Below are 15,595 nucleotides of genomic sequence, written 5' to 3'. Positions count from 1 at the left end.
CCATCATGCCCGTAGAAACGCCACTGGATCGTGTGGCCCGGCGGCTCAATCCCATTACGCCCAGGCAGACCATGTTCCGGCGTCTTGACCATGCGGCGCGAAGCAGTCTGCCGGTGGCTACAACGATCCTTCTGCTGGTGACGCTGAATGGGCCGCTCGGACTTCCCGCGCAGGCGGAACTGCCTCCTGCTACGATGCTGGCCTGTGTATTTTTCTGGTCCCTGTTCCGTCCCCGGGCTATGCCGCCTCTGGCCGTGTTTCTGATCGGGGTTCTGGCCGATCTGCTGGGACAGTTTTCGATCGGTGTTTCTGAACTCGCTCTGCTGGCGGCACAGGCAATGGCCCTGCGTCTGCGACGGGGACTGAGCCAGCAGGGCTTTATGATCGTCTGGCTGGCTTATGCTCTGGTCGCCAGCCTCTGCACTGCGGTAATCTGGTTTATGCAGTCACTTCTGACCCTCACCATGATGCCGCCCGGGCCCGCCCTGTTGCTCGCAACGCTTAGCATCGGGTTTTATCCCGCTCTGGCGGTTCTCTTTACCCGCGCCCATCGCGGTATCACGGACCCGGATCCGGTATGAAGCGGGAAATCAAACGCAGCGGCGTCTTTACGCGACGGGCTTTGGCCCTGGCCGGGCTGCAGGTCGGTGTGATCGGCACGCTTGCGGCCAAGCTGTATCAGGTGCAGGTCGTACAGGGGCAACGCTATGCGCTGCTGGCCAAAACCAACCACATCAGCGAGCGCCTGATCGCGCCTCCGCGTGGTCATATGCTGGATCGTTTCGGCAGGCCGGTTGCCACCAACAGGCTGCATTGGCTGGCGACGCTGGTGACGGAGGAAACCGAAGATCCGGATGCCACACTGGATAATTTCCACCGGCTGATCCCACTGGATGATCATGACCGCGCCCGCATAGCCCGCGATATACGTCGTCATCGCCGCTTTATCCCTGTTGTTATCAAGGACTACCTCAGCTGGGAAGAAATGGCGCTGATTGAGGTGAATGCGCCTGATCTGCCCGGGATTGCGATTGATGTCGGCACGACCCGCGTTTACCCCTACGGTGAGACGCTGGCGCATGTCGTCGGATATGTTGCCCCACCCAGCGAGCACGATATGGGTGATGATCCGATCCTCGCTTTGCCGGGGGTGCGGATTGGCCGGGCCGGGCTAGAGAAATTTCACGATCAGTCGCTTCGTGGTCGTGCCGGGGCGATGCAGTTGGAAGTCAGTGCCGTCGGACGTGTGATCCGGGAACTGGACCGGCAGGAAGGCATGCCCGGCAGCGAGATCGGCCTTACGATTGACGCTGAATTACAACGCTCTGTCATAGCGCGCCTGGGGGATGAAAGTGCCAGTGCCGTGGTGCTGGATGCGAAAAACGGGGAGGTGCTGGCCATGGCCACCAATCCTTCCTTTGATCCATCCCTCTTCGATCATGGCGTTTCTCAGGACCAATGGAAGGAATGGACCCGCAACCGCCGTGCGCCGTTGATCAACAAGGCGGTGGCCGGGATCTACTCGCCCGGATCGACCTTCAAGATGTGTGTGGCGATGGCGGGTATGGAGTCCCAGCTTATCGGGGCTGGAGACCGGGTATTCTGCCCCGGCTATATTGATGTCGGGACGGCACGCTTCCATTGCTGGTCCAAATATGGCCATGGCTCGGTCGATATGCATCAGGCACTGAAGTTTTCGTGTGATGTCTATTTTTATGAGGTCGCGCGTCGGGTCGGGATGGACCGTATTGCCAATGTGGCAAATCGGATGGGTTTGGGAGTTGAGCTGGGGATCGAGCTGCCAAATGCCAAGCGAGGACTGATTCCCACCCGTGCATGGCGGGCAGGAAAAGGACATCCCTGGAATGTCGGTGATACCATCGTGGCCGGGATCGGGCAGGGCTATATTCAGGTAACGCCTCTGCAACTGGCGACTTATACGGCTCGTCTCGCCACCGGTCGGGCTGTGCAGCCTCATCTGACCAGAAGTGTCGGTGGTACGATAGGAAGCGGCACCAGACCCGAGGATTGGCCGGCGCTCGATATTTCTCAGGCTGCCCTGAAAGCGGTGCGGGGGGGAATGTTCGCGGTCGTGAATGAGCAGCATGGTACCGCGCCACTGGCACGCCTTCCTCTGCCGGTGCAGATGGCTGGTAAAACTGGCTCTACGCAGGTCCGTCGCGTTTCCCGTGAATTGCGTGAGCGCGGGAATTTTAAATCAGAGAATCTGCCATGGGAATTCAGGCCGCATGCGCTGTTCGTCGCATATGCGCCTTATGATGATCCTCAGTATGCATTGGCGGTCGTGGTGGAGCATGGCAATGCAGGTGCCCAGGCTGCTGCTCCGGTGGCGAGGGATATCATGATGGATGTGCTTTCACGCGATCCGGCCAATAAAAAACCTGACCAGACAATCGCGGAGAAAGGATAATGGGGGTTTATGAGCGCCGCCTGCTGAATGACCGTTCAGCAGCGTTCGTCAATAAACTCTGGCGGATCAACTGGTTTTTTGTGTTGTTGCTCTGCCTGTTGGCCGGGGCGGGATATATCGCCCTTTATGCTGCGGGGGGCGGGGCTGGGCCTTATGCCGACAAGCATTTGATCCGTTTTGCAATAGGTATGGTGATGATGCTGGCCATTGCGATGACGGATATCCGTATTATCTGCCGTTTCGCGTGGCCTGCCTATTTTTTTGCTTTGGGATTGCTGGTACTGGTGGCCCGTATGGGGCATATCGGCAAAGGTGCCCAAAGATGGATCGAGTTGGGGCCATTGCAGCTTCAGCCCAGTGAGCTGATGAAGTTGTTTCTGGTCCTCGCCCTTGCTTCCTGGTTCCGCAAGGCGTCATGGGAGCAGGTGGGGCGGCCCATGTTTCTGATCGTCCCTACCCTTGCGGTGCTTGCTCCGGCAGCCCTCATCCTGAAGGAGCCGAATCTCGGGACCGCTGTGATCACGGCTATCGTGGGTGGCTCTGTTTTTATGACGGCAGGGGTGAGGCTGTGGAAATTTGCCCTGATTCTTGGGGCGGCGGCTGGTATCGCACCTTTTGCGTATCATCACCTGCATGAGTATCAGCGCCAGCGCATCATCACCTTCCTGAACCCCGAAAGCGATCCGTTGGGGGCTGGCTATAACATTATCCAGTCAAAAATCGGTCTTGGTTCAGGTGGTATGTGGGGACAAGGCATTCTGGATGGCACCAGGGGCAATCTTGCTCTGCTGCCGGAAAAGCAGACTGACTTTATCTTTACAGTATTTTCGGAACAGTTCGGCTTTATGGGTGGTGCCGCTCTGCTTGGTCTCCTGTGTCTGATCGTGTTGAGTGGCATGGCAACTGCTATCCGCTGCCGTCACCAGTTCGGGCGGTTGCTGGCTTTGGGATTATCGGTCAATTTTTTCATGTATATCGTGGTCAATGTCGCAATGGTCATGGGCGCGATCCCGGTCGGAGGGGTGCCGTTGCCACTGGTATCGCATGGCGGTTCCGCGATGCTGTGCGCGATGCTTGGGTTCGGACTGCTGATATCAGTCCATGTCCATCGTGATGTTGAGTTTGAAGATAACAGGGATGAATTTCTGCCTACTCCACGGTTTATGTAGCAGCATGACAGTAAGAAAAAGGCACTGCCCAAATTAATAGGCAGTGCCATTATAAAATGTAGAAAAGAACAGAATTAGAATTAAATTCAGGAATTGAAAACCTGACCTGAATTCAAATGGTTTACACCAACCAATGTGATAGTTGTATTGTCATTCAGTGTAAGGCGGGTGCTGGCAAGGCCACCAACATCTATTGAAGCCTGATTGGTGACAGCCGCGTTTTCAGCATCAACCCCCCAGCCATTCAATGACAGCAAGGAAGAGGAATTGAATTCCCAGATCGTGGCACCCTGCATACCCTTGGAGAGAACGAAAACGTCCTTTCCGCCACCGCCAAACATGGTGGACGCACCACCAGCGCCCGAGATGAAGGTGTCGTTGCCGGAACCGCTGAACAGCTGGTCATTTCCGCTACCGGCCTGCAGGATATTGTTACTGCTTGAGAATGCGGTTGAAAGCGTATTGTTGCCGCCAAGAGCGATCAACTGGTTGCCACCTGTATTGTTACCAATCAGGTTAATGAATGCATTATTGCTGAAATATGCATTTTGGGCTTCACCACCAAAAATAACTTGATTTCCTCCGGTTGCCATAAACTGTGTCTGGCCACTGCCGAGAACAAAAGTGTTGTTACCGGTCCCTGCAAACAACGTTGCCGTGCCAGACCCGCCGAACATTGTATTGCTTCCCGAGCCGCTGACAAAAGCCATTGACCCAGATTGGAATATATACGAGCCGTTGACGTTATTGGCATAAACAGTGCTGTTGCCAGCTGCACCAACATAGGTTGCATCGCCGCTGCCAGCACGCGAGTTGTTAGAGAATACGGTTTTTGTTCCTGCCTTACCACCAAAGAAAAGTGAACCGCCTGAAAATGCTGCCAAGGTGGCACTGCCCGTGCCACCAATATAGGTATCAGCACCAAGAGCATTCAGGACGACGTTGCTTGTCTGACCTTTGATATAGCTTCCGCCGATGGATGGGGTGCTGCCATCTGTCTGAATAGTCCAGTTACCACCCGTGCCCATAATGGTATTGGCGCCGAGAGAACCCAGAATAGTTCCCTGACCTGTGCCCGTCTCAAGATAGCCACCCGCAGTGCCGAAAATCACGGCCTGATTGGAAACTGTATTAGTATTATTAACAACAATATTACTGGTGACGCCGGGCTGGGAAGTTGCGCCAATAATCATACTGGAAAATCCAGTCGGCACAGACGACATACTCGAGGTAATAAGAGCAATAGCGTTGCTTGATTCGACTGTTGGTGATGCAGTCGGATTGTCTACTGCTTGAAGGGTATTATTTGCCTCAGCTGCATAGATAGAACTCAACAATTGCGTCGCAACAGGCGCAAGATTGCGGTTGTAATCCAGGCTCACTGTCGACAGAGGGGTATTGCCCCCGGGAACAGTTACATTTGAAGCCATTTTTAAAATTCCTGACTCTCTATCAATACATAACTATCTAAAAAAAAATCAAAAATCTAGCATTATTTGACTATATCATTTTTAATTATATAATTATTCATTAATACTATTAATTTACATTAATAATTAATTTTATTAATGTAACTGATCGCTTTTTAACCTGCCTCTCTTCCGACTGACCTTGCCTTGCTGTATGCCCTGGGTATGGTTGAACCTGCTCCCTTACTCTCAAACTCCTGTTCCGATCCAGTCAGACGAGATGGCGTTGAACTGACAGTCATCGTTCCCTGCTATAACGAGCTGGCAAACGTCGCACCCATGGTCGCAAAGCTGGATCAGGCCCTGAAGGATTGCCGGTGGGAGGTTTTGTTCGTCGATGATAACAGCCCTGATGGCACGGCAGATGCGGCCCGTGATCTGGCAAGGCATGACCAGCGTGTGCGCTGTATCAAACGGGTAGGTCGCCGGGGGCTGTCCTCAGCGGTTATTGAGGGCGTATTGGCGTGCTCTTCCCCGTTTGTGGCTGTGATGGATGGTGATCTGCAACATGATGAAACGGCCCTTCGTCCGATGCTGGGCCTGCTGAGGAGTGGTGCCTGCGATATAGCGGTCGGTAGCCGCCATGTTGAAGGGGGCGATGCATCCGGATTGGCGGGAGAATGGCGGCATCGTCTGTCACAGGGTGGAACAAGGCTGGCGCAGGCGATGCTGCCGGTCCCGCTCTCTGATCCAATGAGCGGTTTTTTTATGATGCGGCAAGACCGGTTTGAGGCTCTGGCCCCGCGTCTGACCGGGCAGGGTTTCAAGATTTTGCTCGATCTGCTGCTGGCCTCGCCGCAACCTCTGCGGGTAAGGGAGGTGCCATGCCGTTTTCGGGATCGTGTAGCAGGAGAGAGCAAGCTGAATGCGCTGGTTCTGATCCAGTTCATGGCCTTGCTGGTCGACAAGGCCCTGCACGGGGTGGTGCCGCTGCGTTTTCTTTCCTTTGCGGGGGTGGGAGCCATTGGGCTTGTGGTGCATCTGGCGGTACTGCTGACCGTCAGGCCGCTCATGCATTTTCATCTGGCCCAGCTTCTGGCCACGATTGTCGCCATGGCAGTGAATTTCGAGCTTAATAATCGCATCACCTATGCGGATCAACGCTTGAGGGGCAGGCGTCTGTGGGCTGGCCGCTTTATGTTTTTCCTGGTGTGCGGGTTGGGGGCAGCCGCCAATATCGGCATTGCCCAGATGATCTATGAAATGGATCGTGCCTGGAGCTTTGCCGGTGCGACAGGTGCCATGATCGGGCTGGTGTGGAATTATACCGTCTCTGCCACCCTGATCTGGCGTGCGCGCTGATGGAGCAGGCGAGGTGGCCGGCAGGAGTGCCATGGATCGCCGCTCTGACGGTCTTGACCCTGGTGAGGCTGGTGGTAGCGGCATGGATGCCGTTATCGCCGGATGAGGCCTATTACTGGATATGGTCGCGTGCCCTGGATCTGTCCTATCTGGACCATCCACCCATGGTGGCGTGGTGGATAAGGATTGGCACTACTCTGCTGCCTGATGGGGCGGCATGGCTTCCGTTGGGTGTACGACTGCTGGGGCCGGTATCGGCGGCGCTCGGGTCCATATTACTGGTCAAGGCCGGGACAGACCTGTTTGCCTCCCGCACGGCCGGGCTGAAAGCAGCGCTGCTGCTGAACGCCACGCTGTTTCTGGGGGCAGGTTCGGTGATCATGACACCGGATACCCCTCTGCTGTTTTTTTGTGTGTTGCTGCTGTTTGCTCTCGGGCGCATCGTGGCCTCCTCGCGAGAGGGGACGGGGCGGGGAGGATGGTGGCTGCTGGCAGGGCTGGCTGCAGGGTGCGGGTTGCTGAGCAAATATACGGCAGCCCTGCCGATCGCAGGGATGGGGCTATGGCTGCTGGATCAGAAAGCGTCGCTCCGTTGGATCAGACATTGGCAGCCATGGGCCGGGTTGATGGTGGCGGTGGTGCTGTTCTCCCCGGTGATCCTGTGGAATGCGCATCATGGCTGGGCCAGTTTCATCAAGCAGGGCGGCCGTAATGGAGCCTTTCACTGGACTTTCCGCTATCTGGGGGAACTGCTCGGGGGACAGGCCGGGCTGGCAACGCCGGGTGTTTTTCTGCTCTGCGCCGCTGGGGTCGGTCTGGCTTTTCGCATCTGGTTACGGCAGCGGAGACAGGTGGAGCCTGCTGAACTGGCGACGGCGGCGCTGCTGGCGGCGCTGACTCTGCCGGGAGCCATTTTTCTGGAACATGCGCTGGGTGACAGGGTGCAGGCCAACTGGCCAGCTCTGCTTTATCCTGCTGCCTGTCTGGCGGCGGCTGGATTGCTGCCGGGCTGGCGATGGTTTCGTGTTGCTGGCGTACTGGGGCTGGGGATCACCGCACTTATCTATATGCAGGCGACCCTGATGCTTCTGCCATTGCCGCCGAAACTGGACCCGGCAGCCTCTCGCATGGGCGGGTGGCAAGCCATGGCGCAGAAAGCGGCGGAACTGGCCAGAGCAAACGGCATAAAAGCAGTGGTCGCTGATAATTACGATCTTGCCTCTGAATTGGCTGTATATTTACCAATTGATGTGCAGGCATGGGGTATGGAACCTCGCTGGCGCCTGTTTCGTCTACCCCACGTCAAAGCGGATGGCGCATCGGTCCTGCTGATTGAGACAGCAAGGCGGAAGGAGCCTCCCGATCCGGGGGACTGGGCTGATCTTCAGAGTCTGGGGGATGTGGTGAGGCAGCACGATGGGCGGGTGATCGAGACTTATCATCTCTACCGTGCCCGACCGCTGGGGGCAGCGACCCTGTTGCCACGCCAGCCCTGAGCATCGCAGCGAGAGGGTATGATCCGCATGCTGTCAGCATTTTGTCTCAATCACATACCATCTCGGTTGGTGCAGGGCGCTCTCATGGCCGCATTCATTCTGCTGCCTCCATGTCGGGGATGGAGCGCGGAGCCTGATCCGTTACTGGGTACATGGCTTACACAGGATCGGGAAGCGGTGATCGAACTGGTGCAGTGCAAGCCCCATAACGACAGGTCGGGTCAAGCTGGGCTATGCGGTCGTATCGCGGGCATCACCCTTGATCATCCGGATGATCCGATGCCGGTGGATGTCTGGGGGCGCCCGCAATGTGGCGAGATCATCATCGAAACGGGTCCCCGCGATGCAGACGGGCGCTGGCCGGGCAAGATTCTCGATCCCCGCAAGGGAAGCTGGTACAGCGTATCCCTGTGGATCGGGCCGGATGGAAATTTGCGGGTGCGCGGCTATATCGGCATATCGCTGTTCGGAGAGACACAGAGCTGGACCCGCTATCATGGCAGTTTGCGCGCGGATTGCCTGATGCAACGCACGGCCAAAGCGGAGTAGATCTGCGAGGACTGGCAGAGGAAAGGTATCGTGACCCTCTCGTCAAAACTCATCACGATACCGATATCAGAACCCGGTGAAGGGTTGAGGGAGCAGACTGCGTGGCTGATCCATATGAGACGCTGGGTGTCAAGAAAGACGCATCCGCGAAGGACATTCGGGATGCATATCGTCGGCTTGCCAAGAAATACCATCCGGATGTGAATCCGGGTGATACGGTGGCAGAGGCGAAGTTCAAGGATATCTCTGCAGCCCATGCCCTGCTGTCGGATGCGGACAAGCGCGCCCGCTATGATCGTGGCGAGATTGATGCCACCGGACAGGAGCGTGGCCCTGCATATGGATACTCCCGTTCTGCTCAGGGCCAGCAGGGCAATCCGTTCGAGGGGCAGGATTTTGCCGATCTCTTCGGCGATCTGTTCAATGGTGGCCGTCCGCGTGGCCCTGCAAAGGGACAGTCGGCCCATTATCAGATGACGATCAGCTTTCTGGAAGCGGTCAATGGCGTGCCTAAAAAGCGCATCACGATGCCGGATGGTAAGGTGATTGACCTTCAGATTCCCCCCGGTGCGGAAAGCGGTCAGGTGCTGCGTCTGCGTGGACAGGGGGCACCCGGCCGTGCAGGCGGTCCGGCGGGAGATGTGCTGATTGAATTATCTGTCGCACCGCACCCCGTTTATCGGCGGGAGGAGCAGACCATCCATCTGGATGTACCGATTACCTATGCGGAGGCTGTGTTGGGCGCAAAAATCGAGGTGCCGACGCCGCGTGGGCCTGTAACAGTCACGGTTCCGCCGCATAGCGATAGCGGCACCAAGCTCCGCCTGCGGGGACGCGGTGTTCCGGCCCATGGCGGCAAGGCGGCCGGGGATGCGATCGTCACGCTGCGTCTGGTTCTCGGTACGGTTGATCCGGCGCTGGAGGCATTCCTGCGCGATCATCAGCCGGAAAAATCGGAGGCCAATCCGCGGCAGGCCCTGTTGCGTGATGCGGCCTGAGGCTTTGTCTGCACCATCAACGAGGCTGCGTTGCATCGCTGTCGCGACAAGAAGGCTTTTGTCCCTGCTGTCACGTGCCTAGTTTCATAAGCAGGCTTATGAAACTGGAGCAGCCAATGACTTCTCCTCGTGTGACTATTGCTGCTGCCCCAGGAAATGCCCGGCGGAACGCCCGAGGGAAGCCCGGAGGGCAGGCCATGATGACGGCATTGGCCGGTATGCTGGGTTTCATCCTGATCATGGGGTTTGGCCGGTTCGCTTATACCGCGATCCTGCCCCTGATGATCCGGGAGGGGAGCGTTACGGTCCATGGCGGCTCATTGCTGGCGACGGTCAACCTCGCCGGTTATCTGGTTGGTGCGCTCAGCGGTATGGCAGCGGGGGAACGTAGCCGTCCCATGCTGTTATGGGGGATGACGCTGACCGCGCTGGGTCTGATCGGCATGGGGATGACCGGATATCATCCGGCGTGGCAGGGGTTGCGTTTTCTGTCCGGTGTAGCCAGCGCATGGGGGCTGGTCGGTATCACGCATTGGAGTATGCGGCGTCTCGTAGCCTCCGGTCATGGTCACTGGCGTGGCATTGTTTTCAGCGGTCCCGGCTTTGGCATCATGGTCACCGGCCTGTTGGTGCCCATGATGGCCGGACAGGGAATGAGGGTCGCGGGGATCTGGTTCTGGCTGGGAATACTGGCTGCTTTTGGTGGTGCGCTGGTGCTGGCGGCGTCATGGCGGGAGAGTATGGCCGCTCATCCCCCTATTGCCACGCCGCTCCATGTTTTCACCCCCGTGAGTGGTCCGCAATTCCGGCTTCCGAAGGCGATGCTGGCGGTTGCCTATGGAATTTCAGGGGCCTGCTATATCGTGCCAGCGACCTTTCTGCCGCTGATCGCGCGGGAGGTTCTGCCGGGCGGCGGGCTGGATCAGTTGCTCTGGCCTGTCATGGGGTTGATGGCCGGGTTGTCCACCATCCTGTGCGGATTTGTGCCGCCCAGGCATCATGCGCGTACTCTGGTGGTGGTCTATCTGTGTGAGGCGGTCGGGATTGTGATTCCGGTTTTCCTGCCTTCTCTGGCCGGGCTGGCATTGAGCAGCGTGATGGTCGGATCAACCATGATGCTGGGCGTGATGCTGAGCATGGATGCAGCCAAAAACCGCTATCATGATCCGTCTCTGGTGGCGATGCTCACGGCTGGATATGCGGTGGGGCAGGTGGTTGGCCCTTATATGGCAGGGACGCTTTACCAGTACACGCATTCGTTTCTGCCCTCTCTGGCCGTGGCGGGGGCGTGGCTTGCGCTGTCGGCGCTGCTTTCGATGCTGGAGCCGATGATCTGGGAAAAGCGGCGTCTGGCGATGGATCAGGACAGCAGGGATGCTGCACAGAGCAACGCGGCCAGCAAGGAAGCCATACCAGCGGCCTGACGGGTTGCCACAGGACGATACGCCAGAATCAATGCCAGCGTGATGGCGGCCAATGTCAGTACGCCAAACCATGCAACCGGCCCCGCGGCCCAGCCAAACCCGGTGGCGCAGAGTATCAAGGCCACCACCAGTCCGATCCATCCGGCGAGTCTGCCAATCTGGTCACGCCAGTCCGGCCTCTCCTTTTTTTTCAAAGGGATCGAGGGTGCCATTTGCCGCTTATGCCGCTCCATGCTCCATGCGATGGCGGTAAAAGCAGCGAAAGTGATCAGAAAAGCGGCCAGCAGAGCAAGGGAAGGCATCATGGGTTCTTCAGGCTCCTGCCGTGACCGCCGAACGACCGGAACGAGTGACTTTTGGACGATGCACCGTGATTTTCCAGACGGCCCAGCTTGCGGCCAGCCCGAGCACGAAACCGGTCAGATCAACGCCTGCCCGTGCCCAATCCCGTCCCGCACCGTGATCAAGCAGGCTGTGTGTCAGGCCGGTTTGTGTCGTGGCCATGTTCAGAAAGGGCAGCAGCAGCAGCAGCGCCGCCAGCAGAGAAAGCTGCTCCAGCCAGGCCCGGCGAGGCGAACGGAACAGCGGATGCAACAGAGTCAGCAGCCAACTGCCGAAGAAGATTTTGATTTCCGCCTGATCATGTCCCGGTAGATCGGGTGGCAGCAGCCGGTTGGCCCATAAATAGGCCACGCAGGCGATGCTGATCCCGGCAACGAAGGTGACGTTCAATTTTTCAGCGGCCAGAAAAAGCGCATGGGCCACAGGATCAGTCTCATGTCGCTGCCGCCGCTTGATCGTGAACAGCACCAGCCCGCTGGCGATCATCCCGCAACTGGCCAGCCCGCTGAGGAAATACAGCCAGTGAACCGGCCGACCTCCGAACTGGGCATAATGCAGCCCCCAGAGAGTATGCGCCGTAGTGGAGACCCCACCCTGCATGATCACCTCATGCAGCATGTCTCCGGTGGTGCCGTCATAGGCGATGTGATCACGGCTCCATGCCACGCGGTCACCGTCATAGCGATAGATCTCGACCGTCTGCGCCCGGTCTCCCGGATTGAGGATCGCGATATAACCGGCGCTGCCCGACCCCATACGGGCTTCCGCCTTGCGAACGAAAACATCCAGCGGCAGCAGCGGGGCGGCCACGCCGGTTGCTGGTCGGACATAGGGAGCAATCCCTGCTTCCTCGGCAAAACGCGCCATCTGACCGGGATAGCGGGCGATGATTCCGCTGGGCATCAACTGGGTGAACAGGATGAACAGCCCGGTATAGGCGAACATGGTGTGGAAAGGCAGTGCCAGCACGGCCCCGGCGGCATGGGCATCCAGCCATGAACGCTGTGGGGAGGAAGCAGGGCGGAAGGTGAAAATATCCTTCAGCAACCGCTTGAAGTGGATGATCACGCCGCTGACAATGGCGGCGAGCATGGCCATGGCGGCAGCCCCCACGAACCATTCGCCGGTCCGGTCGGCGAACAGGGTGAAGTGGAAAAGGAAGAAGAACGCTCCTCCCTGACTTTGCCTGACATGAAGGGGCGCGCCGGTGACCTGATCAATCAGCGTGCCCTCGCGGCGAGGACCGGATGCTGCCACACGCAGTTCCGGCACGCGACGGGTGGGAAGAGTGATCAGCCAGCGGCGAACTCCATGCCGGTTGGTTCCGGTGCGTGGCTTTGCCGTATTGGCGGTGGTTGTCGGCGCGTGGCCAGTGACCTCCCGCATGGCCTGATCAAGCAGCCCCTGTGTCTGTAGATAGAGGGAGCTGGCTTTGGCTGCCGTTTCCGTATCCATGGCGATAGGGGGAAGCTCCGGCCGCATCCACTGGCTGATTTCCTTGTCGAAAATCGTCAGTGTGCCGCACAGAAACACCGCGAACAGCAGCCAGCCAAATACCAGCCCGCTCCAGCTATGCAGCCAGGTCATGGACTGCACGAACCCCTTTTTCATGGGTGTTGCCCTTTCGTGCCGCCGTCAGAATGCAGGGTGGAAGGAGGCGCGGGATGTGTTGCGGACCAGTAACCAAGTGCGGCGCAGGGCAGTGTTACCAGCACCAGGCCCGCCCAGGCGCGGCTGGCGCTGCGCGTCGCGAAAACCCAGATGATCACACCGGCAAAAACCGGAAAGGACAGCATGGCCGCAATAATGACGGCTTCGGCACGAGGCACGGGCAGCAGCACGGCCAGGGCGGCATTGATGGCGAGTGTCGCACAATATCCACCGATCATGGCCGCCATGATGCGGGAGAAAACCCCCCATCTGCGTCCCTGCATATCATCAACCTTCCCTGTCTGGCCGCATGATGGCGGCCGAGGTCAGTCGCTTAGTAAAGTTGCGAATATTTCGCAACATCTAAAGGTTATGAGGGCCTATCAGGCAGGGGCATAGCGATTGAGGAACATGCGAACCGTTTCCCTGACGACATAGTCCCGGAATGCCGGGTCAACATCATGGTCCAGACACAGACGCCGCCGCAGCCCGGTGCGGGTTTGAACAAGGGCAAGGAACTGCTCGGCGGCAAATTGCGGATCTTCCACCATCAGGCGGCCATCAGCGGCAGCCCCTGTCAGCCATAGTGTCAGGCGCTTGATCGCCTCGGCAGGGCCTGCCTGATAGAAGGTCTGCGCGACATTTGGAAATTTTGCCGCTTCCGCCATGACCACCCGGTAGATCACTATGCAGGCCGGGTCTGTCATCATGGTGAGCATGCGATCCGCGACCGAAAGAAGAACCTCCTCCGGCGCGCCATCTTCCTTCACGTTGGAAAAAACATGGCTGAGATAGGTGGAGCAGGCATTCTGCACATAGACGGAAAAAAGATCCGCCTTGTTCTGGAAATGGTTATAAAGCGTGCCCTTGGAGACGGAGGCTTCATGCGCGATGCGGGACATGCTGGCCCCCTCATAGCCTTCCTCGGCAAAGACCTTTGCCGCTCCGGCCAGGATCTGGCTGCGTTTCTCCGTCGACAGACACTCCAGAACACTCATGATAACAAGTCGTACCCCCACACAGGATCGTGCCGGGCAGCAGGGACGCTGACCATGCAATTGACGATTTGCCTGTCCTGATTAATTTGTCAAAAGAAAATGACCGAACCGGTCGGTCAACCTGGTGGTGTTGTCGCTATCCAGAATGATGTTTCGGCTTCCGGTGGCCTGCCTGATAAGGATTTTTCATGCCGTTCTGGTTGCAGAAGACAGCACGCCGGATTTCTTTCTCCGGTTCCACGCTCATTGTTCTGGCTCTGGCCGGCTGCAAGATGGGGCCAACCTTTGTACCGCCCCGGCAGGATGAAGCGGCAAAGCCATGGGTATCGCGTGCCGGGCATGTTGAGGCAAAGCCCATTGCTAGCCATGTCGTCCCTGAACCGACGGAAGCCAGTTGGTGGGCCAGTTTCAACGATCCCGTGCTGACCTCGCTGGAGCAGCGGGTCGCAGCCAATAATCTGGATGTGCAGACCGCAACCGTTCGTCTGGCTGAAAGCCGGGCGCAATTGGGTGGCACCCGTGCCGCCCTGTTTCCATCCTTCAACGGGGCTGCTTCCTATCAACGGCTCAAGCCGATCAGTGATCGTGCTGTGCAGGTAGGGTTGGGAAAGGCGGGACTGAACGGGCTGCTTGCGGAATCCGGACAGAAGATTGAAGTGCCTCCGATCGACTATTTCCGCTACGGTATTGATGCCAGTTGGGAAATTGATCTCTGGGGCCGTGTGCGGCGGCATGTCGAGGCCGGGGAAGCACAGCTTCAGCAGAATCAGGAAGCACGGCGTGCCACTTTGGTCAGCGCCATGGCGGAGGTCGCGCTGGATTATATGCGCTTGCGCAATGTGCAGGCGGATATCGACATTGTGCGCCGTAATGCCGATGTTGCGCGGCAGAACCTGCATCTGGCCCAGCAGCGCCAGGTTGGTGGGCTGGGATCTGATCTGGATGTGCAGAATGCCCGCGCCCAGCTGGCTCTGACGGAATCGGCCTTGCCGGCGCTGGAAACGCAGCAGACCGCCCTGATCAATGCGCTGAGCCTGTTGCTCGGGCAGGCTCCTCAGGCTTTGTCGGGGGAGCTGATCGTGCCGCGTCCGGTGCCACCCGTGCCACCACGCGTCCCGGTCGGGCTGCCATCTGATCTGGTCCGCCGCCGTCCCGATGTCCGGCAGGCCGAGGCAACCCTGCACGAGGCCACCGCCAATATCGGTGTGGCAGAGGCCAGTTTCCTGCCGCGTGTGATCATCAACGCCAATCTGATGATGAGCGCGCTCACCTTTGCCGATATGGGCAACTGGGGATCGAACACATATGGCATCGGCCCGATGATCACGTTGCCCATTTTTGAGGGTGGGCGTCTCAAGGCCAATCTGGATATGGCGACCCAGCAGCAGAAAGAGGCTGCCATTGCCTATCGCAAGACGGTGTTGCAGGCTTTCCACGATGTCAGCAATGCCATGGCCGCCTATGAGGACGAGCAGCGCCGCAACGAAGCCCTGCGCCAGAGTGTGGATGCCGATCGCCGTGCCGTAGGACTGGCACAGAATGCATATCGCAACGGGCTGGTCATGTTTCTGGATGTGCTGAATGCCGAGCGTCAGTTGCTGGCGGCGGAGCGTGATCTGGCCGATAGCGATGCCGCGATTTCCACCAATCTTGTGCAGCTTTACAAGGCGCTTGGCGGCGGATGGGAGAATGATGCGCCTGTCCCGGCACCGGCACCGGTTGTCAAAACATATTGGCCTGCAAAGGCGGAATAAACGGGCTTCCTGC

At 58.2% G+C, this 15,595-nt stretch carries 14 protein-coding genes; 9 read left to right on the top strand and 5 right to left on the bottom strand.

Features of this window, described 5'->3' with window-relative positions; translation table 11 throughout:
• Positions 1–5: 5 nt before the first annotated feature.
• From GbCGDNIH8_RS07635 to rodA, 3 genes are read left to right on the top strand one after another with little or no spacing between them, the layout of a single operon-like run.
• Positions 6–581 (top strand): hypothetical protein, encoded by a 576-nt coding sequence (locus tag GbCGDNIH8_RS07635; protein WP_081368902.1) that lies wholly within the window; start codon positions 6–8, stop codon positions 579–581.
• Positions 578–2,431: a penicillin-binding protein 2 gene (gene mrdA / locus GbCGDNIH8_RS07630; protein WP_072572736.1), complete on the top strand. Its 1,854-nt coding sequence runs from the start codon at positions 578–580 to the stop codon at positions 2,429–2,431. The genes GbCGDNIH8_RS07635 and mrdA overlap by 4 nt, the downstream gene beginning before the upstream one ends.
• On the top strand, positions 2,431–3,600 hold the full coding sequence (gene rodA, locus GbCGDNIH8_RS07625) for a rod shape-determining protein RodA (RefSeq protein WP_072572735.1): 1,170 nt from the start codon (positions 2,431–2,433) through the stop codon (positions 3,598–3,600). Before mrdA ends, rodA begins: the two co-directional genes overlap by 1 nt.
• Before the next feature lie 86 nt (positions 3,601–3,686).
• On the opposite strand, the gene GbCGDNIH8_RS07620 is transcribed toward rodA, so the two are convergent.
• Entirely contained in the window at positions 3,687–5,030 is a 1,344-nt protein-coding gene (locus tag GbCGDNIH8_RS07620; protein WP_157692580.1) for a beta strand repeat-containing protein, read from the bottom strand.
• Positions 5,031–5,234: 204 nt separating this feature from the next.
• Between GbCGDNIH8_RS07620 and GbCGDNIH8_RS07615 the strand changes: the two genes are divergently transcribed.
• The 5 genes from GbCGDNIH8_RS07615 to GbCGDNIH8_RS07595 all read left to right on the top strand — a co-directional run bounded on the left by GbCGDNIH8_RS07615 (position 5,235) and on the right by GbCGDNIH8_RS07595 (position 10,838).
• Entirely contained in the window at positions 5,235–6,371 is a 1,137-nt protein-coding gene (locus GbCGDNIH8_RS07615; protein ID WP_072573732.1) for a glycosyltransferase, read from the top strand.
• Entirely contained in the window at positions 6,326–7,867 is a 1,542-nt protein-coding gene (locus GbCGDNIH8_RS07610; protein ID WP_157692579.1) for an ArnT family glycosyltransferase, read from the top strand. The genes GbCGDNIH8_RS07615 and GbCGDNIH8_RS07610 overlap by 46 nt, the downstream gene beginning before the upstream one ends.
• 84 nt (positions 7,868–7,951) lie before the next feature.
• Positions 7,952–8,416, top strand: a complete 465-nt coding sequence (locus GbCGDNIH8_RS07605; RefSeq protein WP_072572732.1) for a DUF2147 domain-containing protein — start codon at positions 7,952–7,954, stop codon at positions 8,414–8,416.
• A 101-nt stretch (positions 8,417–8,517) separates the two neighbouring features.
• The gene (locus GbCGDNIH8_RS07600) at positions 8,518–9,414 is read left to right on the top strand and encodes a DnaJ C-terminal domain-containing protein (protein WP_072572731.1); all 897 of its coding nucleotides are present in this window, start codon (positions 8,518–8,520) and stop codon (positions 9,412–9,414) included.
• 197 nt (positions 9,415–9,611) lie between these two features.
• Positions 9,612–10,838, top strand: a complete 1,227-nt coding sequence (locus GbCGDNIH8_RS07595; protein WP_072572730.1) for a YbfB/YjiJ family MFS transporter — start codon at positions 9,612–9,614, stop codon at positions 10,836–10,838.
• Here GbCGDNIH8_RS07595 and GbCGDNIH8_RS07590 read toward each other — a convergent pair.
• The 4 genes from GbCGDNIH8_RS07590 to GbCGDNIH8_RS07575 form a co-directional block, all read right to left on the bottom strand.
• Positions 10,775–11,143 (bottom strand): DUF3325 domain-containing protein, encoded by a 369-nt coding sequence (locus GbCGDNIH8_RS07590; RefSeq protein ID WP_072572729.1) that lies wholly within the window; start codon positions 11,141–11,143, stop codon positions 10,775–10,777. The two genes, GbCGDNIH8_RS07595 and GbCGDNIH8_RS07590, sit on opposite strands and share 64 nt — an antisense overlap.
• Positions 11,144–11,150: 7 nt before the next feature.
• Positions 11,151–12,791: a PepSY-associated TM helix domain-containing protein gene (locus tag GbCGDNIH8_RS07585; RefSeq protein WP_072572728.1), complete on the bottom strand. Its 1,641-nt coding sequence runs from the start codon at positions 12,789–12,791 to the stop codon at positions 11,151–11,153.
• Positions 12,788–13,114, bottom strand: a complete 327-nt coding sequence (locus GbCGDNIH8_RS07580) for a DUF3649 domain-containing protein (RefSeq protein WP_072572727.1) — start codon at positions 13,112–13,114, stop codon at positions 12,788–12,790. The genes GbCGDNIH8_RS07585 and GbCGDNIH8_RS07580 overlap by 4 nt, the downstream gene beginning before the upstream one ends.
• A gap of 99 nt (positions 13,115–13,213) precedes the next feature.
• Entirely contained in the window at positions 13,214–13,828 is a 615-nt protein-coding gene (locus GbCGDNIH8_RS07575; protein WP_072572726.1) for a TetR/AcrR family transcriptional regulator, read from the bottom strand.
• A gap of 188 nt (positions 13,829–14,016) precedes the next feature.
• Here GbCGDNIH8_RS07575 and GbCGDNIH8_RS07570 point away from each other — a divergent pair, with 188 nt between their 5' ends.
• Positions 14,017–15,582 carry an efflux transporter outer membrane subunit gene (locus GbCGDNIH8_RS07570; RefSeq protein WP_072572725.1) on the top strand — a complete coding sequence of 522 codons (1,566 nt, stop codon included), beginning with the start codon at positions 14,017–14,019 and terminating at the stop codon, positions 15,580–15,582.
• Positions 15,583–15,595 lie beyond the last annotated feature (13 nt).

The organism is Granulibacter bethesdensis (assembly GCF_001889545.1).
GTDB lineage: Bacteria > Pseudomonadota > Alphaproteobacteria > Acetobacterales > Acetobacteraceae > Granulibacter > Granulibacter bethesdensis_B.
This window is presented reverse-complemented; position numbering and strand designations above follow the sequence as displayed.

Bases quoted from the DNA above. Each gene is read 5' to 3' on its own strand.
- GbCGDNIH8_RS07635 (WP_081368902.1), top strand. From the start codon at position 6: ATGCCCGTAGAAACGCCACTGGATCGTGTGGCCCGGCGGCTCAATCCC.
- mrdA (WP_072572736.1), top strand. From the start codon at position 578: ATGAAGCGGGAAATCAAACGCAGCGGCGTCTTTACGCGACGGGCTTTG.
- rodA (WP_072572735.1), top strand. From the start codon at position 2,431: ATGGGGGTTTATGAGCGCCGCCTGCTGAATGACCGTTCAGCAGCGTTC.
- GbCGDNIH8_RS07620 (WP_157692580.1), bottom strand. From the start codon at position 5,030: ATGGCTTCAAATGTAACTGTTCCCGGGGGCAATACCCCTCTGTCGACA.
- GbCGDNIH8_RS07615 (WP_072573732.1), top strand. From the start codon at position 5,235: ATGGTTGAACCTGCTCCCTTACTCTCAAACTCCTGTTCCGATCCAGTC.
- GbCGDNIH8_RS07605 (WP_072572732.1), top strand. From the start codon at position 7,952: ATGGCCGCATTCATTCTGCTGCCTCCATGTCGGGGATGGAGCGCGGAG.
- GbCGDNIH8_RS07595 (WP_072572730.1), top strand. From the start codon at position 9,612: ATGATGACGGCATTGGCCGGTATGCTGGGTTTCATCCTGATCATGGGG.
- GbCGDNIH8_RS07590 (WP_072572729.1), bottom strand. From the start codon at position 11,143: ATGATGCCTTCCCTTGCTCTGCTGGCCGCTTTTCTGATCACTTTCGCT.
- GbCGDNIH8_RS07585 (WP_072572728.1), bottom strand. From the start codon at position 12,791: ATGAAAAAGGGGTTCGTGCAGTCCATGACCTGGCTGCATAGCTGGAGC.
- GbCGDNIH8_RS07580 (WP_072572727.1), bottom strand. From the start codon at position 13,114: ATGCAGGGACGCAGATGGGGGGTTTTCTCCCGCATCATGGCGGCCATG.
- GbCGDNIH8_RS07575 (WP_072572726.1), bottom strand. From the start codon at position 13,828: ATGAGTGTTCTGGAGTGTCTGTCGACGGAGAAACGCAGCCAGATCCTG.
- GbCGDNIH8_RS07570 (WP_072572725.1), top strand. From the start codon at position 14,017: ATGCCGTTCTGGTTGCAGAAGACAGCACGCCGGATTTCTTTCTCCGGT.